The 17,129-nt window shown below is 53.8% G+C and carries 11 protein-coding genes; 3 read left to right on the forward strand and 8 right to left on the reverse strand.

The window, feature by feature from the left end; translation table 11 throughout:
* Positions 1-29: 29 nt before the first annotated feature.
* The 5 genes from NB647_RS04555 to NB647_RS04575 form a co-directional block, all read right to left on the reverse strand.
* Positions 30-1,676 carry a sigma-54-dependent Fis family transcriptional regulator gene (locus NB647_RS04555; RefSeq protein ID WP_269284430.1) on the reverse strand — a complete coding sequence of 549 codons (1,647 nt, stop codon included), beginning with the start codon at positions 1,674-1,676 and terminating at the stop codon, positions 30-32.
* Between the two features lie 301 nt (positions 1,677-1,977).
* The gene (gene oxlT, locus NB647_RS04560; protein WP_269284432.1) at positions 1,978-3,267 is read right to left on the reverse strand and encodes an oxalate/formate MFS antiporter; all 1,290 of its coding nucleotides are present in this window, start codon (positions 3,265-3,267) and stop codon (positions 1,978-1,980) included.
* 926 nt (positions 3,268-4,193) lie between these two features.
* Positions 4,194-4,496: a hypothetical protein gene (locus NB647_RS04565; protein WP_269265436.1), complete on the reverse strand. Its 303-nt coding sequence runs from the start codon at positions 4,494-4,496 to the stop codon at positions 4,194-4,196.
* Between the two features lie 166 nt (positions 4,497-4,662).
* Positions 4,663-5,745 (reverse strand): porin, encoded by a 1,083-nt coding sequence (locus NB647_RS04570; RefSeq protein WP_269284434.1) that lies wholly within the window; start codon positions 5,743-5,745, stop codon positions 4,663-4,665.
* A 1,374-nt stretch (positions 5,746-7,119) separates the two neighbouring features.
* Positions 7,120-9,708: a heavy metal translocating P-type ATPase gene (locus NB647_RS04575; protein ID WP_269284437.1), complete on the reverse strand. Its 2,589-nt coding sequence runs from the start codon at positions 9,706-9,708 to the stop codon at positions 7,120-7,122.
* Between the two features lie 161 nt (positions 9,709-9,869).
* Here NB647_RS04575 and NB647_RS04580 point away from each other — a divergent pair, with 161 nt between their 5' ends.
* The 3 genes from NB647_RS04580 (at position 9,870) to NB647_RS04590 (ending at position 13,947) form a co-directional block, all read left to right on the forward strand.
* Complete coding sequence (locus NB647_RS04580) at positions 9,870-10,265, forward strand: winged helix-turn-helix transcriptional regulator (RefSeq protein ID WP_269284438.1); 396 nt, start codon at positions 9,870-9,872, stop codon at positions 10,263-10,265.
* 871 nt (positions 10,266-11,136) lie between these two features.
* Entirely contained in the window at positions 11,137-11,484 is a 348-nt protein-coding gene (locus NB647_RS04585) for a hypothetical protein (RefSeq protein ID WP_269265441.1), read from the forward strand.
* 468 nt (positions 11,485-11,952) lie between these two features.
* The gene (locus tag NB647_RS04590; RefSeq protein WP_269284440.1) at positions 11,953-13,947 is read left to right on the forward strand and encodes an ATP-dependent DNA helicase; all 1,995 of its coding nucleotides are present in this window, start codon (positions 11,953-11,955) and stop codon (positions 13,945-13,947) included.
* A gap of 112 nt (positions 13,948-14,059) precedes the next feature.
* Here NB647_RS04590 and NB647_RS04595 read toward each other — a convergent pair whose 3' ends face one another.
* The 3 genes from NB647_RS04595 to dcm are packed head-to-tail and all read right to left on the reverse strand — an operon-like array spanning position 14,060 to position 17,104.
* Complete coding sequence (locus NB647_RS04595) at positions 14,060-15,388, reverse strand: MvaI/BcnI family restriction endonuclease (RefSeq protein WP_269284442.1); 1,329 nt, start codon at positions 15,386-15,388, stop codon at positions 14,060-14,062.
* Positions 15,385-15,843 carry a very short patch repair endonuclease gene (locus NB647_RS04600; protein WP_269284444.1) on the reverse strand — a complete coding sequence of 153 codons (459 nt, stop codon included), beginning with the start codon at positions 15,841-15,843 and terminating at the stop codon, positions 15,385-15,387. Before NB647_RS04600 ends, NB647_RS04595 begins: the two co-directional genes overlap by 4 nt.
* A complete protein-coding gene (gene dcm / locus NB647_RS04605) occupies positions 15,836-17,104 on the reverse strand; it encodes a DNA (cytosine-5-)-methyltransferase (RefSeq protein ID WP_269284446.1) in 1,269 nt (422 codons plus the stop codon). Before dcm ends, NB647_RS04600 begins: the two co-directional genes overlap by 8 nt.
* Positions 17,105-17,129: the final 25 nt, after the last annotated feature.

The raw sequence follows: 17,129 nt of genomic DNA on the forward strand, positions 1-17,129 counted from the left end.
CCCGTACCGGTCAGGCAATGGTGCCGGGATCAGGCGGTTTCCGTGACGGTGGACGGCATTTCCTCTTTTTCACGGAAATCGTCGACGGCGATACCCAAACGCTTGATACGCGCCAGCAATGTCGTCCGTTTCAGCCCAAGCCGGGCGGCGGCGCCGGACTTGCCGCCGATCTGTCCTCCGGTTTCGCGAAGTGCCCGGATGATCGCGTTTCTGTCCGTCTGCGGTATGACCGGGGCGGGAATGCGAATGGGTTCCGGTGTTTGGACGGTGACCGGAAAAGTACGGGTCGTGAAACCGGACAGCGATTCGGGAGTGAGATTTAACACCGTACTGTTGCCGGTCAGAATCACCGCCCGTTCCATGACGTTTTCCAGTTCGCGTATATTGCCGGGCCAGGGCAGCCGGCTCATCATGTCCAGTATCGGTTCAGGGATGGTCGTGATGTGCCGGTTCATCTGGCGGGCATATTTGCGGACGAAGAATCTCGCCAGCAGGGGGATGTCTTCCGCCCGTTCACGAAGGGGCGGAATGGTGATCGGAAAGACGTTCAGCCGGTAGAACAGGTCGCTGCGGAATGTCTTGTCCTCGATCTTCTGGGCGAGATTGCAGTTCGTCGCGGCGATAAAGCGGACATCGACCGGAAGAGTGACGACACTTCCCAGTCGCCGGATCTGGTGTTCCTGCAAAACACTTAACAGCTTCGGCTGGAGATCCAGCGGCATATCGCCGATTTCATCGAGGAACAGGGTGCTTTTGTCTGCCTGTTCGAAGTGACCGATCCGCCGGTTCAACGCTCCGGTGAAGGCGCCTTTTTCATGGCCGAACAGTTCGCTTTCCATCAGTTCGGACGGAATGGCCGTACAGTTCATCTTGACCATTTCATGCATGTTTCTTTCGGAAAGGTCGTGGATGGTTTGTGCCACGAGTCCCTTGCCGGTTCCCGTTTCTCCCTGAAGCAATACGGTGGCATTACATGGTGCAACGATTTCGATCTGGCGGAGAATGGATTGGATGGCAGGACTGTTGCCGATGATGTTGTGGGGATGCAAGGAGGCATCCTGCTCCACAGGAGAAGAATCCGCCGGTAGCGGGAGCGCGGAACAGGAATTGCCGTTCCCGTGCAGCAGGATGACGTCGATCGCCATGGCCAGCATGCTGCTGACACGGTTTAGCAGTTCCATGACATCAGGAGTGAAATGCGAATGCCTGACGCTGCCGATGGCGAGTGCTCCCAGCAGTTCTCCTGCCGATACCAGCGGGAGGTGGAGCAGGACCTGAAGGCCTTTTTTCACCAGAGTGTCGATGAAAGGATATTTTCCGGCGTGTTCGAGCATCGCCTTGCGGTTAAACAGGATTTTTTCATGGTTGCGCAGGGCGGTTCCCAGCAGGGTGGCATGCAACGATTTGCTGTAGCAGTTGCATGTCCGCCGGTTCTGGCGGTCGAATGCAAAGGAATGGGCATTCAGTCTGAAGGTCGAGGATTCCACGGTTTCGAGACTGATGAAATCCAGCCCGAAAAAGGCGTGCAGGTAATCGGCTGTTTTTTCGGCCAGGGAGGGGATATCTCTGGTGGCGATAACAGCGTCTGTCAGATCGACCAGAAAATGAAAATAATCGTGTTCATGACGGTCCACTGTATTGCAGAGACCACCATGACGGTAATCAAATGCAGTCATTACTGAATGTTTCCATTAATACCGGAGATTTCCGTGAAGCAGGCTCTCGTACGGTCTGGGAGTTTTCGTTATCGGGGAGCTGTGGCGGATCGTTCCTTTTTTGGGATGCAAAATATGTTTTGAGTTACATAAAGGAAATTTTACCATATGTTTCTGCTTTCAGATATATGGCGTGTTTTGTAGTCCGGCGGCGGGAGAGAAGGGACTGTATATGAGAAAAGCGGCAATACCGGAGTATTGCCGCTTTTTATATTGCAGAAAATCCGCTACAGGGTCGGCAATGATACCGGCCCTGTCAGGATTACTTGGCAGCAGCGGCTGCGGCAGCTTCCTGTGCTTCGACTTCCTTGTTGTTGTTTTCGATGAAACGGCGACGCCACGGTTTCAGGACGAAGAACGACAAGAGGGAACAGGTTGCAGCGATACATGCCGACAGAATGAAGGTACGGTTCCAGTTACCGCCTTTGGCCAGACCGGCTGCCAGCGGAACCAGCAGGGAGGATGTCCCTTTTGCGGTATACAGCGTACCGGCATTACCGGCGGCGAACTTCGAACCGAACGTGTCGGCACACATGGACGGGAACAGCGAGAAGATTTCACCCCAGCATGCGAACGTCATGGCAGCGAAGAACATGAAGCCGATCGGCTGACGGCCCCAGAAGACCAGACCCAGCAGGGCGACGGCTTCACCACCGAACACGACGAGCATCAGGTTTTCACGGCCGAAATGGTCGGACAGATAACCCATCAGCGGACGGGTAGCGCCGTTACAGATGTTGTCGATGGACATGGCCATGGTCAGCAGCGGCAGGGTGACACCCAGGCAGGTGACCGGAATCTTGTCCAGACCGTAGTCGCGGGAAACCGGACCGAACGAAGCCGTCGCCATGATACCGCCGGAGGCAACACCCACGAAGCAGATGTAGATCAGCCAGAACAGGGGTTCGCGCAACATCTGGGTCTGGGAATAATTCTTTTTGGAAGAAATGACCTTCGGAATGGCTTTCGTTCCGGGTGGCAGTTTGGCACGTGGCATGAACAGTGCGCAGGCGGTGATGATGCAACCCTGGATGATACCGAAGACGAAGAACGCCTGTTCATAGCCAGAGGTATTGATCATGTTGGCGACCGGAATGACGGTGACTGCGGCACCGGCACCGAAACCGGCTGCCGTCGCACCCGCTGCCAGACCCCGTTTGTCCGGGAACCATTTCAGCGAGTTACCGGAACAGGTACCGTACACGGCACCGGCGCCGGCACCGGTCAGGATCTGGGCGAAATACAGAAATCCCAGGCTGGAAGCCTTGGAACAAAGAATCCAGCCAATGGTACTTAAAATGGCACCGAAAATAATGACCGGACGCGGACCGAACTTGTCAACACCCCATCCTTCCAGAGGAACCAGCCAGGTTTCGAAAAACAGGAAGATGGTGAACGACAACTGAATGGCTGTACGGGCCCAGTGATATTTATCTTCAATCGGAGCAACGAACAGCGTCCAGCCGTACTGGCAGTTCGCGATCGTCGCCATACAGACAATACCTAGAACAAGCTGTATCCACCGATTAGGATACTTTTCTTGTGTAGCCATAGATCTACTCTCCTAAATCTGATTTTTCCAAAAAGGAAATACTTTTCTGCAAACATGTCATCCGATTTGCCATAGAGATGGCATGTCTGACAGTACCGCTCTTTGCAAATAACAAAGATCGAGAAACTGTTCTGCATTTTTTGTGCCAGCTCAATTGTTGCCGATAAAAAAACATCGTTTTTTTTGATCCTGGTCAATTTTTTGAAAAATTGGCATGGAATATGCATTAAAAAGCTCGGACTGAGATATCAGATCTATTCTCTTTTTGACGGGAAGACTCTCCAACCGGGAGTCTTCTCTTTTTTTTGTATTTCGTGTTCTTGCCGTATGGTCCGTTACGGCGATTTTCCGTTTTTTTCTTTTGAAAACAGAGTGTTCCGTTCTTTTTTCGTTAAGTCCGGTACCGGATGCCGGCCAGGTGACCCGAATTGTCCTGTCCGTGGAAAGCATCGCGAAAAACGGCACCGGACATGAAGTGCTGTACGGGGAAGGCCGGTACGGGAGGAATATCCCGATAGTTTCGCGTGGGTGGAAAAAGAAAGCGAACAGGGTGATAAGGGATGGCACGATACGTGTTGACGTGTCATTTTCAAGTGGCAACGCAGTGTCATTGACACAAAATTGACACTGTTTTGACACGTTGACACGGCCTGTGATCAGGATATCCGGCTTTTTTGACAGGATGATGAAAGGGTTTTTTGTAACCGGTTGTAACCGGTGCATTCATGGAAGCGGTCTGTCTTTTTTGCGGAAACGGGAGCGGACCAGCTATCCTGAAAGTTCTGTTTCGGGAATGGTCCGGAAAGTCTGTATCCTGACAGATGCAGTCGGGCGGAACGGAAGATTGCAGCTGGCAAACGAAGATGTTTTTTTTCGGGACATGAGGGAACCGGCCGGGGAAATTTGCACGGTTCGTGGCAGGGGCGTCAGTAGAGCGTAGCGGAAAAACCGGCCCGTTTGGCACGATAAAGGAATCGTTCTCCTCTTTTCATCGGGTGAGACCGAATCGTCTCCTGCAAAAAACGGACAGGGCAAACAACTTGATCCCGGGATTTCTTCCGTCCGGCTCCGGCACTCGCAAAACGGGAAATATCCACTCGTCGCACGGAAAAACTTTCGAAAGCCTTGCGCGTTTCTACAATATCACCGGCCAGAACCGTCACATGGCCATCAACGCCACCCGGCCCCGCTTTTCCGGCTTCATATTCTGCCAGACATTTTCGGTTCACCTTCCTGTTTTTTTGTTTGTCTTGTTTCCCGTACCGGAGTTGTCATGCTTTCTGGCCCGTTGGTTTGTAAATGTGTCGGCAGCGTCATGATGTGCATGGAAAAAACGGAAGGCCATGAAGCGGCAGAAGTCATTTTCCGCTTCATGGCCTGTCAGGACTTATCCGGTCAGAACCGGTGTGTCATGCCGATCTGGACACCGGTAACGGAATCGTCGGCCACATCGTTACTGTTGTAGATTTCACCGACGGAATCGTTATCGCTGTCGGTATAGGCGACCATCGCGTACAGGGAAGTCCGTTTGGACATATCGTAGGTGTAACCCAGCGAATATTTGTTGGCCTTGCCGTCATATTCGGTATGGCTTTCGACTTCACCCCGGTTATACGAGAACTTGACGGTATGCGGGCCGGTATTGTACTGCAGGCCGACCAGCCAGTCTTTCTGGTCAACATCGGCATCGAGACCAGTGAGGACATTCATGGCAGCGCTCTTGACCTTGGTACTCTGATAGCCGACGGAAACCTTGAATCCCTGGTATGTGTAAGCTCCGCCGGCGTTCCACAGCCAGGATTTGTCGGAATCGGCCAGTCGGTCATAGTTGGCGGTCAGCATCAGCGGGCCGTTGTCGTATTTCAGGCCGATGCCGAAACCGTCGTTACCGTAGTCGTCGTAAATTCTATTTTCAGCGCCATGAGTTTCATGACCGAGCGTATAGCTTAGATTGATGCCGAAGCCAGCCCAGCTCGGGCTATCGTAGCGGATGGTGTTGGCCAGTTCTTCTGAGTAGAGAATGTTGTAACCCCCCATTGCGGAACCGACCCCGTAATAGGCAAACGGATCCAGTGCGCCGAAGTTTTCGATGGCGATATCGTTGACGCGACCGAGACGGACAGCGCCCCATGCTTCACCTTGCAGACCGACGTTGGCGGCGCCTTGCCATTCGACCCCGTCTTCCCCCTCAGGATCCGCTCCCTGAAGAATATCGAGCGCATTGTTGCCGGAGAATTTCGTGCCGTTGTTCAGGCTGAAGCGTCTTTCGAGCTGGAAGGTGGCTTTCATGCCGGAACCGAGCTCTTCCGTACCCTTGAAGCCGATACGGCTGTCTTCGTTGCTGCCCATGCGGACGTCGGAGCCGGTTTCCTTGATCAGGCCGGTATCCACCGTACCGTAAATGGTGACGTTGGTCTGGGCGTATGCAGCACCTGCGCAGGTGCCCAGTACAGCCAATGCGATAAGAGTTTTTTTCATGATTGTCCTCTTGGAAAAATAAACAAAATTCCTGTGTCAAATGCACCATGTCAGAGCATCCGGGGAAGGCGTCCTGTCTCCGGCACAGGCATTTGTTTTCATTCTATGAACACGGGACAGAACACTGGCAAGGGCGCCGGGACGGTTTTTTCTTTTTATTGAATGATTTGTCTTGTTTTCACCACATATTTTCCGTTGGCACGGATTATGCATGACATTACTGTCCGCCGCTCCGCTTGTCTGATCATAATATGTTGTTTTAAAACAAAAAAACGGGCCTTTCCCCGTGCATTGCCATGAAGCGTTCCCAGCACCAGAATAGTGCAAATCTCATCAATCGGTTGTCAGGATTATGCTGTTGTGTATCAAGAAAATATAAAATAAAAAGTTATACATTTTTTTATTGCCGGCAGAAGAGCCGGATTTTCTTTCCTTGCCGTCCTGCCAGGGACGGTGAAAACCAGGGGGACAGGCCACGTTTTCGCGAGTTCAGGGAAGATGCCATGACCTTGTCCGGCTGGCCGATTTTTGCCCTGGAGGGCAGCCAGCGATGGCTTTCTCGGTGGATTTTTCGTCTGTTCGGGGTTCGGTCGCGCCGTTTCTTTTCCGGTTTCAGCGGGTGTTTCCTTCTTCTGGCGGGGTGTTGTGGCGACGTCGTTTTTCCTGCCGGTTTCCGTCTTGCATGGCGCAAAAACGGGTGAAAGACCGGGCCTGAAAATGGCAAACAAGAGCCGCCGGAAAGCAAGGCCATTCATGCGGGATAAGTCAGGCTGAAGGGAGTTTCATCGGAAAACCTTGCAGGCAACGGAATACAGTGGAACGTTTTCCTGTGGGGGAATATGAGGGGGTGGTTTGTCCGGGGATATTCAGGAAAGCAGTCGGCGGGCAAGGGCCGGTTTTTTTTTTACCAAGTCGAAGACGTCAGCCGGAAACGGTGAGGCTGGCCGGTGCCGGCAACGATGTGCCGGGCGAATCGTGAATCGTTTCGGCCGGTACCATACGATACGGCAACCGGATACAATGGCTGTGCTCGCTTTTCCGTGTTTCCAGGACAGGCTGCCGCTTCGGCGGGACGCTGTGTCTGTCGGCGGCAAACGAGCGCTTTCTCCGAAATTTTGCATCCGCCAGACCATTCAGGCGGGACTGCCGAGGGGGGACGGTATCCGATGGAACAGGCGTTTTTGCGGCAACCCGAACGGATGCGGGATATGGTTGCCCTTCTGGCCGATGGATAACAAACCGGTCATGCCATAAGCCGGATTGCCGGCAAGTCCCGGATCATGTTTTCCGGCCGGCCCGGACGACGGTTTTTCCCGTCAGACCGGTCGGAATGTCTGCCGTGGTCACCGCATCGCCACGGCGTTTTGCTGTCGTTTACCGGATACCGGTGACCTGAAAACCGGCATCGGTCACGGCGGCGGTCAGGGATTCGTCCGTCACGGCGGTGCCGGCTTCAAGCGTGGCGGATTTGCCGGCCAGATCGACGGTGACGGCCGTCACGCCGGGAACGGCTTTGAGGGCCTTTTCCACGGCAGACGAGCAGTGGTTGCAGTTCATGCCCTGAATTTGGAGGGTTTTTTTCATGGCGGGTTTCCTTTCAATGGTTTGGGTCAAGGGGATACCGGCTGCGGACGAATGGCCGGCCAGGTCTGTTTGAGGCTGGCCGGAGACCAGAACGGGGGATGCAGGTGCCGGTCTGAAAAAACGCAGGCGCAGCGCGTTGGCGACGACGGATACCGAGCTGAAACTCATGGCCGCCGCGGCGATCATCGGGTTCAGCATCAGGCCGTCCAGGCTGTAAAGCACTCCGGCGGCGACCGGGATACCGATGATATTGTAAATGAAGGCCCAGAACAGGTTCTGGCGAATCGTTCTCATGACGGCCCGGCCCAGCCGGATGGCGGTGACGACATCGGTCAGATCGTTTTTCATCAGGACGACATCGGCCGATTCGATGGCGATATCGGTACCGGCGCCGATCGCCATGCCGACACGGGCGCGGGCCAGTGCCGGGGCGTCGTTGATGCCGTCGCCGACCATGACGGTTTTTTTCCCGCTTTCCTCAAGCGAACGGATTTCCCTTTCCTTGTCTTGCGGCAGCACTTCGGCCAGTACCCGGCGGATGCCGGTCTGTCGCTGTACGGCCGCGGCGGTCCGGGCGTTGTCGCCGGTCAGCATGATGACATCCAGCCCCATCGCTTCGAGTCCGGCGACGGCCTGCCTGCTGGTCGGCTTGATACGGTCGGCAACGGCGATCATGCCGAGCAGGGTGTTTTCGCGGATGAAATAGAGGACGGTTTTTCCGTCATCGGCCAGCGACCGGGCCATTTGGCGGATATCGTCAACGGCTCCGGTTTGTGAGGCGTCAAGCAGGCGGCGGTTTCCGGCACGGCAGGTTTTGCCGTCGATGATGCCGCCGATGCCTTCGCCCGGCGTCTGGGTGAAGCCGGTCACGCCGGACAATGACAGCCCGCGCCGGTTCGCCTCCTCGACGATGGCTTTGCCCAGCGGGTGTTCGGACAGTTTTTCCAGCGAGGCGGCGATACCCAGCAATTCCGAATCGTCCCGGGCACCGGTGACGATGATATCGGTCACGACCGGTTTGCCTTCGGTTATGGTTCCGGTCTTGTCGAGCACGACAGTATCGACGGCCTGCACGTTTTCGATAGCTTCGGCCGATTTGAAAAGAATGCCGCTGGCCGCACCGCGGCCGGTACCGACCATGATCGCTGTCGGGGTGGCCAGACCCAGTGCACAGGGGCACGAGATGACCAGTACGGAAATGCCGATGGACAGGGCGAAATCGGCACCGTAACCGAGCAGGAGCCAGACGACGGTCGCTGCGATGGCGATCGCGATGACGGCGGGTACGAAAACACCGCTGACCCTGTCGGCCAGACGGGCGATCGGGGCTTTGGATGAGGTGGCTTCATCCACCAGTTTCACGATTCGGGCGAGGGTGGTTTCGTCACCGACCCGGGTCGCCCGCATGAGGAAATGGCCCGAACGGTTGACCGTCGCCCCCGAGACATTGTCACCCGCCGTTTTTTCGGCAGGCAAGGATTCACCGGTCAGGGCGGATTCGTCCAGATAGCCGTATCCTTCCGTAATGACACCGTCGACGGGAACGGATTCACCGGCCTTGACGACCAGAATGTCTCCGGCGACGACGTCTTCGGCCGGAATCGTCGTTTCGATACCGTCCCGTATCCTTGTGGCGGTTTTCGGCGCCAGCGCCATCAGGCGGGAAATGGCTTCGGATGTCTTGCCTTTGGCACGTGCCTCGAAATAGCGGCCCAGTGTAATCAGGGTCAGGATCATGACGGCCGATTCGAAATACAGGTTCATGGCGGCATGATAGGCACTTGCCATGTCGCCATGTCCCAGCGCGAGGCCGATCCGGTAGATGGCAATGATTCCCGAGACGATAGCGGCGCCCGAACCGATAGCGATCAGCGAATCCATGTTCGGCGCACCGGAAAACAGGGTTCTGAATCCTTTGGTGAAATAGGCGGCGTTGACGGCAATGACGGGAATCGTCAGCAGAAATTGCGTAAAGGCGAAAACCAGTGCATTTTCGGAACCCAGAAAAAAGCCGGGCAGGGGAAGTCCCGCCATATGGCCCATGCTGATATAGAAAAGCGGTATGGTGAACAGGATGGAAACCGCCAGCCGGGTGGCCATCGCCTTTTTTTCCCGGTCGGCCGTATCGGCAGCCGTCCGGTCGCCTGAAGAGGATATCCCGTTTCCATGGTGTGCCGTGGCGCCGTAACCGGCTTTCTCCACGGCGGCGATAATCGCCTTTTCACTGGTGATAGCCGGGTCGAACGAAACGTTCATGCTGTTTTTCAGCAGATTGACGCTGACTTCCTTTACACCGTCCAGCGCAGCCACGGCCCTGTCCACCCGGCTGGAGCAGGCCGAACAGGTCATACCGGTGATATCGAAGCGTTCTTTTTCCATAAAGTGTTTTCGGGTGAAAGAAGGTTGGCGGGCGGGGTGACCGGCCGGTATCGTGTCATGCCATTGTAGCCGAAGCTGTTTTTTTCGCAAGAACGCACTTTTTTGGTATATAGTATCGAAAAAGATACTGTCATTTTTCATCGTTCCTTTCGGGGGCCATCATGGACAAGGAAAACGGAAACGGTTCCTGTTGCCGGCAGGAAGAAACCCACTGTCCGGTCGAGGCGACTATCGGACTCATCGGGGGAAAATACAAGTCGCTCATTCTCTGGAAGCTGGCGGGCGGCACCCTCCGATTTTCCCAGCTCAAAAGGGAAGTGTCTTGCGCCACGCCAAAGATGCTGACGCAGCAGTTGCGGGAACTGGAGGCGGATGGCCTGATTGTCCGGGAAGTTTTTCCGGTCGTTCCGCCGAAAGTGGAGTATTCGCTGACGGATTTCGGACAGAGCATCCGCCCGGTACTCGAGGCCATGTACGACTGGGGAAGCGGTTATCTGGCCCGGCAGGGGCTGGCCGCGAATTGCAGCATGACGCCGTTTTCCAGAGAACGGTGCTGACAAAATCCTGCCGGTGTCGTGTCAAACATGTTTTCTCGGGCAAGACGTCATGCGGGCCGTAAAATTCTGCCCGTACCGGTGTCAGGCAGTTTCCGTTTCCGGTCCGGATACCGAGAGCCGAAGGGCCGTCACGGATACCGGCAAAAAACGTTGCCGGGGAGTCGGGGTGGGTAAAACCGGATGAATGAAAAAGGTCGAAAACGGCCCGAAATCTTTATGAACACTGCGTTTGACAGTTCTTGCAAAAAATTCCGGTTCCGGACGGTTCGGATGGCAATTCGGAAAAAACAGCGGGAAAAATACGGAAGATTCTCCCTTGAACAGATAAAAAATCCGTCGTCCAATCGCCAGAAGATCCTCTTTAAACGGTTCATGAAGCCTTTTTATTTCTTCTTCGGAAACAGGTGCTCGATGGGGTCCTGTACCGGATGCCGGATGACTGCGGCATCATGATCGGAAAATCCGGATAATGCTCTGGCGGGCAATTCGGGTGTGACGGGCAATCCTGTTTTTTGTTCCTTTGTGGTGCCACGTCGCCTTTTTGTTTGCGAATGCCAGGGGAAGGATATGGCTGTTTGCCACAGGATGCAAGCTGTCCGGCATATCGCCATGTTCATACAGCGTCTTTCTTGTTTTTTTCGGGCAAGTGTTCTGGCCGATAAAAAAATGCCCGGGCATTTTGGGACGGCGGCATGGCAAAAGATCCGGAAAAACAGTCCGGGTGGTGGCCGTCCGTCGGATGGATCCGGCAAATGCTTGTTTTTTCCGGTGTGTCTCTTTTTTGTTCCGAACGGAAAAACGCAAGTCCTGTCCGGCCGCTTCGTCGTCACAACCGTCTATAATGGAAGAATTCATATCACCTTTGAAAAACATGAAGTTTCTCATCCCCTACCTTCGCCGGCTGCAATTCAGATGGGTTGTCATCGCCAACGCCGTTCTGCTTTTGCCCGCGCAGCTTTACCAGTTTTACCTGCAACAGCAGCCGGCCGATGAAGAACGGATTGCCGTCATCATACGCATTCTCCAGTCCAACAATTCATCCATGTTCTGGTATCTGATCGCCGGGATCGGTTTTTACCTCTGGTACCGCCGCAAGGAAAAACAGGCCGGTTATACCGGGCAGTTCATGGGGTCTTTCTGGATTCCGCTGTCCGTCTGGGTACTCGGCATGGTCATCACAACCGTCATGACCCTCAAGTCGCTGGCGGTGTGGTTCTAGGTGGTGCGGGGCGGGATGGCAAACCGCCGATCCATAAGGGACAAGCCCAACGGTTTTTATTCCGCGATACCGGCAAAGGGTACCGGAAGGTGTTTTGTGGTTTACAGACCGCGAAGCGGGTTAGTGGTATTCAGGTGAAATTACATTTCCTGAACGGGATGCACTCTGTCCGGCAAACCGTTTGCGGCCAAAGCCGTTTCGGTTTGCCTGTGGATACCATGCTTCGGAATCGGACAGATCGGCCGTGTTTTTCCACCGCACGAAAATCCTGCAGCCAATGGGAACAGGGCGGGGTTGGGGGACGGAAACGGCAGACGGTACCGGTGCATCGGGATGAATGGGGTAAAATAACGCCTGTTTGTCCGGTGGCCGTCGTTTGTGTGTCCGGTATGTCTTTGTGTCCGGGAGATGCCGGCAGCCGGAGTGCGGCGGCCCGGGGGGGATGTGTCGCTTTTCCGGAGTGTTTTTTTGGATTCTGAATCGGGTTCCCAACTTGTCTGGTCGGAAAACCTCAAGGCGTATGAGGAGGATCTGGCGCGTCTGATGGACGCGGGCGGGCCGTTTTCGGAGGTGGTGGAAGGGTACAGCGACCGGCCGATGCAGCTGGAAATGGCGCAGGCCATTGCCCGGGCGATCGTTCGGTGCGAGACGTTCGTCGCCGAGGCGGGAACGGGAACCGGCAAGACATTCGCCTATCTGGTTCCGGCGCTGATGTGGGGCGGCAAGGTCATTATCTCGACCGGAACGCGCAATTTGCAGGACCAGCTTTTTTTCCGCGATATCCCGACAGTCCGCAAGGCGCTGGCTTCTCCCGTCACCGTGGCGCTTTTGAAGGGCCGCTCCAATTATGTCTGCCGTCTGCATCTGGCACGGGCGGCGGAGTACGGCCGTCTGGAAACGAAGGCGGATACCCGGTATCTGCGCGAAATCGTCAGATTCGCCGACATGACGGATACGGGTGACAAATCCGATTTGCCGACGGTGCCGGAAACGGCGTCGGTCTGGAATCTGGTGACATCGACGAAAGAAAATTGTCCGGGAACGGAATGTCCGCATTATCAGGACTGTTTCGTGATGAAGGCGAGACGGTCGGCACAGCAGGCCGATGTGGTGGTCGTCAACCATCATCTGTTTTTCGCGGATGTCGTTTTGAAGGATACAGGGGTGGCGGAACTGTTGCCGACGGCCAATACGGTGATTTTCGATGAAGCGCACCAGTTGCCCGATACGGCGACGACGTTTTTCGGGCAGTTCGTTTCGACCGGCCAGATTCATGAATTGTGCCGGGATACGCAGGTGGAAGGTCTGTCGCAGGCGCGGGACGGGGCCGACTGGGTGGCTCTGGTCGGACGGCTGGACAAGGCGACGAAGGATTTGCGGCTGACGCTGCCGGAAGGCATGAACCGGATGGCAGTTCACCAGATCGCGAAGCGCGAGGCTTTCATGGCCGCGCTGGAGGCGTTCAGGGAGGCGCTCGAAGAATTGAACGGAGCGCTGACAGAACAGGCACAACGTTCCGAACTGCTCGAAGTCTGCCGGGCGCGTTCGGAACAAACCGGTGTTTTTGTGCGCAAATGGCTGGCGCTGGCCAAAGGCGAGGAAAAAACCGAGGACGTGCTCTGGGTGGAAACGTTCGGTCTGTCGCTGCAACTGCATCTGACGCCCCTGTCCATTGCCGACGTGTTCAACAAACAGCGGGAAGGCACGCCGCGTGCCTGGATTTTCACTTCGGCCACACTCGCCATCAAACAGGATTTCAGTTATTTCTCGTCCCGGATGGGACTGATGGAGGCCGAGTCGAAAACCTGGCCCAGTCCTTTCGATTATGGCGAAAACGCCATGCTTTACGTTCCGCAGAACATGCCGCAACCGATGTCGCCGCAATATTCCGATGCGGTGGTGGAAGCGGCATTGCCTCTGATTGAGGCATCAGGTGGCGGCGCGTTCATTCTGTGTACGACCTTGCGGGCGGTTGACCGGATTTCGGCACGCCTAAGGGAGATTTTCAGGGAACGGGAGTGGCCGTTTCCCCTTTTTGTGCAGGGGGAATCGGGCAAGACTGATCTGCTGGAGCGTTTCCGGAAATCGGGCAATGGCGTGCTTGTCGGCAGCCAGAGCTTCTGGGAAGGGGTCGATGTGCGCGGAAAAGCGCTGTCTCTGGTGATCGTGGACAAATTGCCGTTTGCGCCGCCGGACGATCCGGTGCTGGCGGCCCGTATCCGGGCACTGGAAAAAGAAGGGGGAAACGGTTTCATGGATTTTCAGCTGCCGGAGGCGATCATGAGCCTGAAACAGGGGGCGGGGCGGCTGATTCGCGACGAGCGTGACCGGGGCGTGCTGATGATTTGCGATACGCGGCTCGTTTCCAAACCCTATGGCCGACGCATCTGGCAAAGCCTGCCGCCGTTTGCCCGCACGCGGGACGAGGCGGTGGCGTGCGGTTTTTTTTCAAAGCAGGTTTGATGAAAAGAACAGGCATTTTCGTCTTTTTGACAGGCCTGTTTTCATTCGGAACGAAATAGCCAATGTATGGATCCTGATTGTACTTTGACGATTGCAAGTACGGTATCTTGTTTTATTCAATGGGCAGTTCAACATACTCGTGACGGTAGTACATGTGTACAAGTTCATTGTATCTGACACGAAACTGGCTTCGGCGTTTGGTAGCCGGGTTTCCAGAAGATGCCTTTTCCATCTTGACAGCAGGATCATAATAAACCGTGCAATTTGCCACGGCTTTCAGGAACAGGCTAAAGTCAGTCTGTTCGCACAGCAAAATGCGCGGACCGTAGGCATATTCCGGAGGCGGTGTCCTGAAAATCGAGGGAATGTAGGCAGCTTGCGCATGTTTACGGGTCCAGTGTTCCATGAGATGGATGAAATCCCATTTTGCTGCTATCTCGTTTTCACGTGACAGCAGAACAATTCCTCCTGTCATATCCGTAATCTTTTCGCTTGAAGGATCGTATCCCTGCAAGGCCAGTTTCAATCCTGTGTCAGCGTGGAAATCCTTTTCACAGGAATAGATCCCGCCAAAATTTACCCGGTCTGCCTTGCCGTGCTTGTCAGGATATCCGTAACGATGCAGGAATTGTTCAACGCCGGAATTCTTGTAAAGACCGCTGGTGGGCTCCGGAGTCATCAGTGTTACAACTCCTTTCGGACGGTATGCAATGAAATCACTAACAGCGTATTGCTTGATTTCCCAGCCCAGGTAATCGGGGTCGGAATAGCCGTTCGGCGTTATACCCAACTCGGCTTCAAGTGTATAGCCGCCTCCATTTCTTGCCTTGTAGGGTTTGGAAAAACCACCCGAATCAAGTTTTTTTGACATGATCCAGTGTTTGCTGCAAATTTCGGCCAGTTTGTCAAGAAGCAATTTCCTGGTATCTTTTATACCGGATTCAGGCGGTATTTCCAGAAAAACACCAATTTGCTTCAGATCGTTTTTTGCATAAACTTCTTTTGCAAGAGAAGAATCGGGGCCTGCGGCATATCCGAGTATCTGGCCATCCGGTGTTACGCCAATGAAAAGGACCCGGCCTTCATCACGTACAGCCATGATATCGGATGGTGCGTATTTCGCACCTTTCAGAAAACCGGACATCCTGACTTCGGGATATTTGGGATAAAGAATGAGCTGGGCGTTTGGGGCATTGTGCAGCCCATTCTGGTTAACCCATGAAAACGATACATCAGCCTTGGCACGATTTCGCACACTTCCTGAAGACACAGTATTATCTGTGTAGATACCTTGGTGAGGAATAATGTTGAGGACAGAAAAATCTCCGCCCAGATAAACTTGGTTTTTTGAATTGTCATTTGGTGCCAGTTTTTTGGCATAAAAGCGGGTGGCACCGTATGATTTCATCAGGGCTACCAATCCTGACAGGGTTTCGATCATTCAGTTTTCCCCCTGATTTCAAGCATGGTACAGTTACTCAGGAGCCACTGTACCAGTTCGTCAATAATATTGTTGATATCAAGGCGATATTTTCCTTTCAGGGCACATTCCCATACATGGCACTGCCTCCAGCCGGCATTTTCAAGAAGCATCCGGACCTGATTATCCCGTTTGCGATTGCCATTGATTTTATTGCGCCACCATTCCGGACGTGTGGAAGGCCATTTGAACAAATGGCAGTCATGTCCATGCCAGAAACAGCCATGTGTAAAAATCACAGCCTTGTATTTTGACAAAACAATATCCGGTTTGCCAGGCAATTTTTTGTCATTGATCCGGTAACGAAAACCTCTTGCAAAAAGTCCCTTGCGAACAAGAACCTCGATTTTTGTGTTTTTTCCACGAATCCCGGACATCATTCGGTGGCGGGTTGCCGGATCAACAATGTCAGTCATAATGTAACTGTTCCTGAATGATTGCGTTTTCCTCGCGTTCTTTCAGCTCAAGAATCCATGGACGCATCAATGCAGCAACATGTTTCATCAGTGGCATGACAACGGAATTGCCAAATTGCTTATAGGCTCTTGTATCTGAAACGTTTATTTTGAAGTCATCAGGATATCCCATCAGCCTTGCGCATTCCCTTGGTGTAAGGCGACGGGGATTTTTCCCTTCTCCACGATAAACAAGGATTTCGGAACCGTCCTTGTGATATCTGGCAGAAAGAGTTCTGGAAATGTTTTCAGGCCTTACCACACTGCAACCAAAACCGTTTCCCCGGGCTCGGTGTTTCTCGGCATATGCCTGCAAATAGGCCCATAATTTGTCTGACAAGATATACTTGTCATGAACTTTCCCGTTCCGGTCAAGATACCTGCCGTCGTCCACGTCCATTTCTGTTCCATCTTCAGGATGAAGAATATCTTTCAGTCTGGGAGTATCGGTTCCCAAGTGTGGCAATCGGAGTGCGTCCCAGTCAAAGCCTGTTTTTTCCCTGAAACCAACGATCAGGATACGTTCACGATGCTGGGGAACAAAATGTTGTCCGTCAATAACGCGCCATGTAATGTGATAGCCAAGATCGTGTTCCAGTGTGTCCTTGATAACCGAAAATGTATGTCCCCTGTTATGGGAAAGAAGGTTTTTGACGTTTTCAAGCAAAAAAGCCTTTGGTCTTTTTTGGGCAATAATTCTGGCTACATCAAAGAAAAGGGTTCCTTGGGTAGTGCATTCAAAACCGTGTGGACGTCCCAAGGCGTTTTTCTTTGAAACTCCGGCAAGACTGAATGGTTGGCATGGAAATCCGGCCAGCAATACATCATGATCGGGTATATCTGCTGCATCCACTTTCGTTATATCACCTGCAATATCGTGATCATCAGGGAAATTGGCAGTATATGTTTTCTGTGCATAACTGTCCCATTCGCTGGTATAGACGCAGCGGCCACCTTGTGATTCAAAACCCATACGTATGCCGCCGATTCCGGCAAACAGATCAATAAAGGTAAATTTGCTTTCAGGTTTCATTTTTGCCGGTCGGGAAGCAATAACTCTTAATGCAGGCAGCAATGCGTAGGGAATGGGAGTGTGTCCTGATTCCCAACGGGATATGTGGCGAGGTGAATAATGCAGCAAAGCCGCCAGTTCTTTTTGTGTATAACGCTCACGTGCCCGGGAAAACATTTGACGGGCTTCATTGGATTCAGGAATTTCCATCTGCTTTTTATTCGATCGCCGGGAA

The organism is Oxalobacter aliiformigenes (assembly GCF_027116575.1).
GTDB lineage: Bacteria > Pseudomonadota > Gammaproteobacteria > Burkholderiales > Burkholderiaceae_D > Oxalobacter > Oxalobacter aliiformigenes.

Bases quoted from the DNA above. Each gene is read 5' to 3' on its own strand.
- NB647_RS04600 (WP_269284444.1), bottom strand. From the start codon at position 15,843: ATGACTGACATTGTTGATCCGGCAACCCGCCACCGAATGATGTCCGGG.
- NB647_RS04555 (WP_269284430.1), bottom strand. From the start codon at position 1,676: ATGACTGCATTTGATTACCGTCATGGTGGTCTCTGCAATACAGTGGAC.
- NB647_RS04580 (WP_269284438.1), top strand. From the start codon at position 9,870: ATGGACAAGGAAAACGGAAACGGTTCCTGTTGCCGGCAGGAAGAAACC.
- NB647_RS04595 (WP_269284442.1), bottom strand. From the start codon at position 15,388: ATGATCGAAACCCTGTCAGGATTGGTAGCCCTGATGAAATCATACGGT.
- dcm (WP_269284446.1), bottom strand. From the start codon at position 17,104: ATGGAAATTCCTGAATCCAATGAAGCCCGTCAAATGTTTTCCCGGGCA.
- NB647_RS04585 (WP_269265441.1), top strand. From the start codon at position 11,137: ATGAAGTTTCTCATCCCCTACCTTCGCCGGCTGCAATTCAGATGGGTT.
- oxlT (WP_269284432.1), bottom strand. From the start codon at position 3,267: ATGGCTACACAAGAAAAGTATCCTAATCGGTGGATACAGCTTGTTCTA.
- NB647_RS04575 (WP_269284437.1), bottom strand. From the start codon at position 9,708: ATGGAAAAAGAACGCTTCGATATCACCGGTATGACCTGTTCGGCCTGC.
- NB647_RS04570 (WP_269284434.1), bottom strand. From the start codon at position 5,745: ATGAAAAAAACTCTTATCGCATTGGCTGTACTGGGCACCTGCGCAGGT.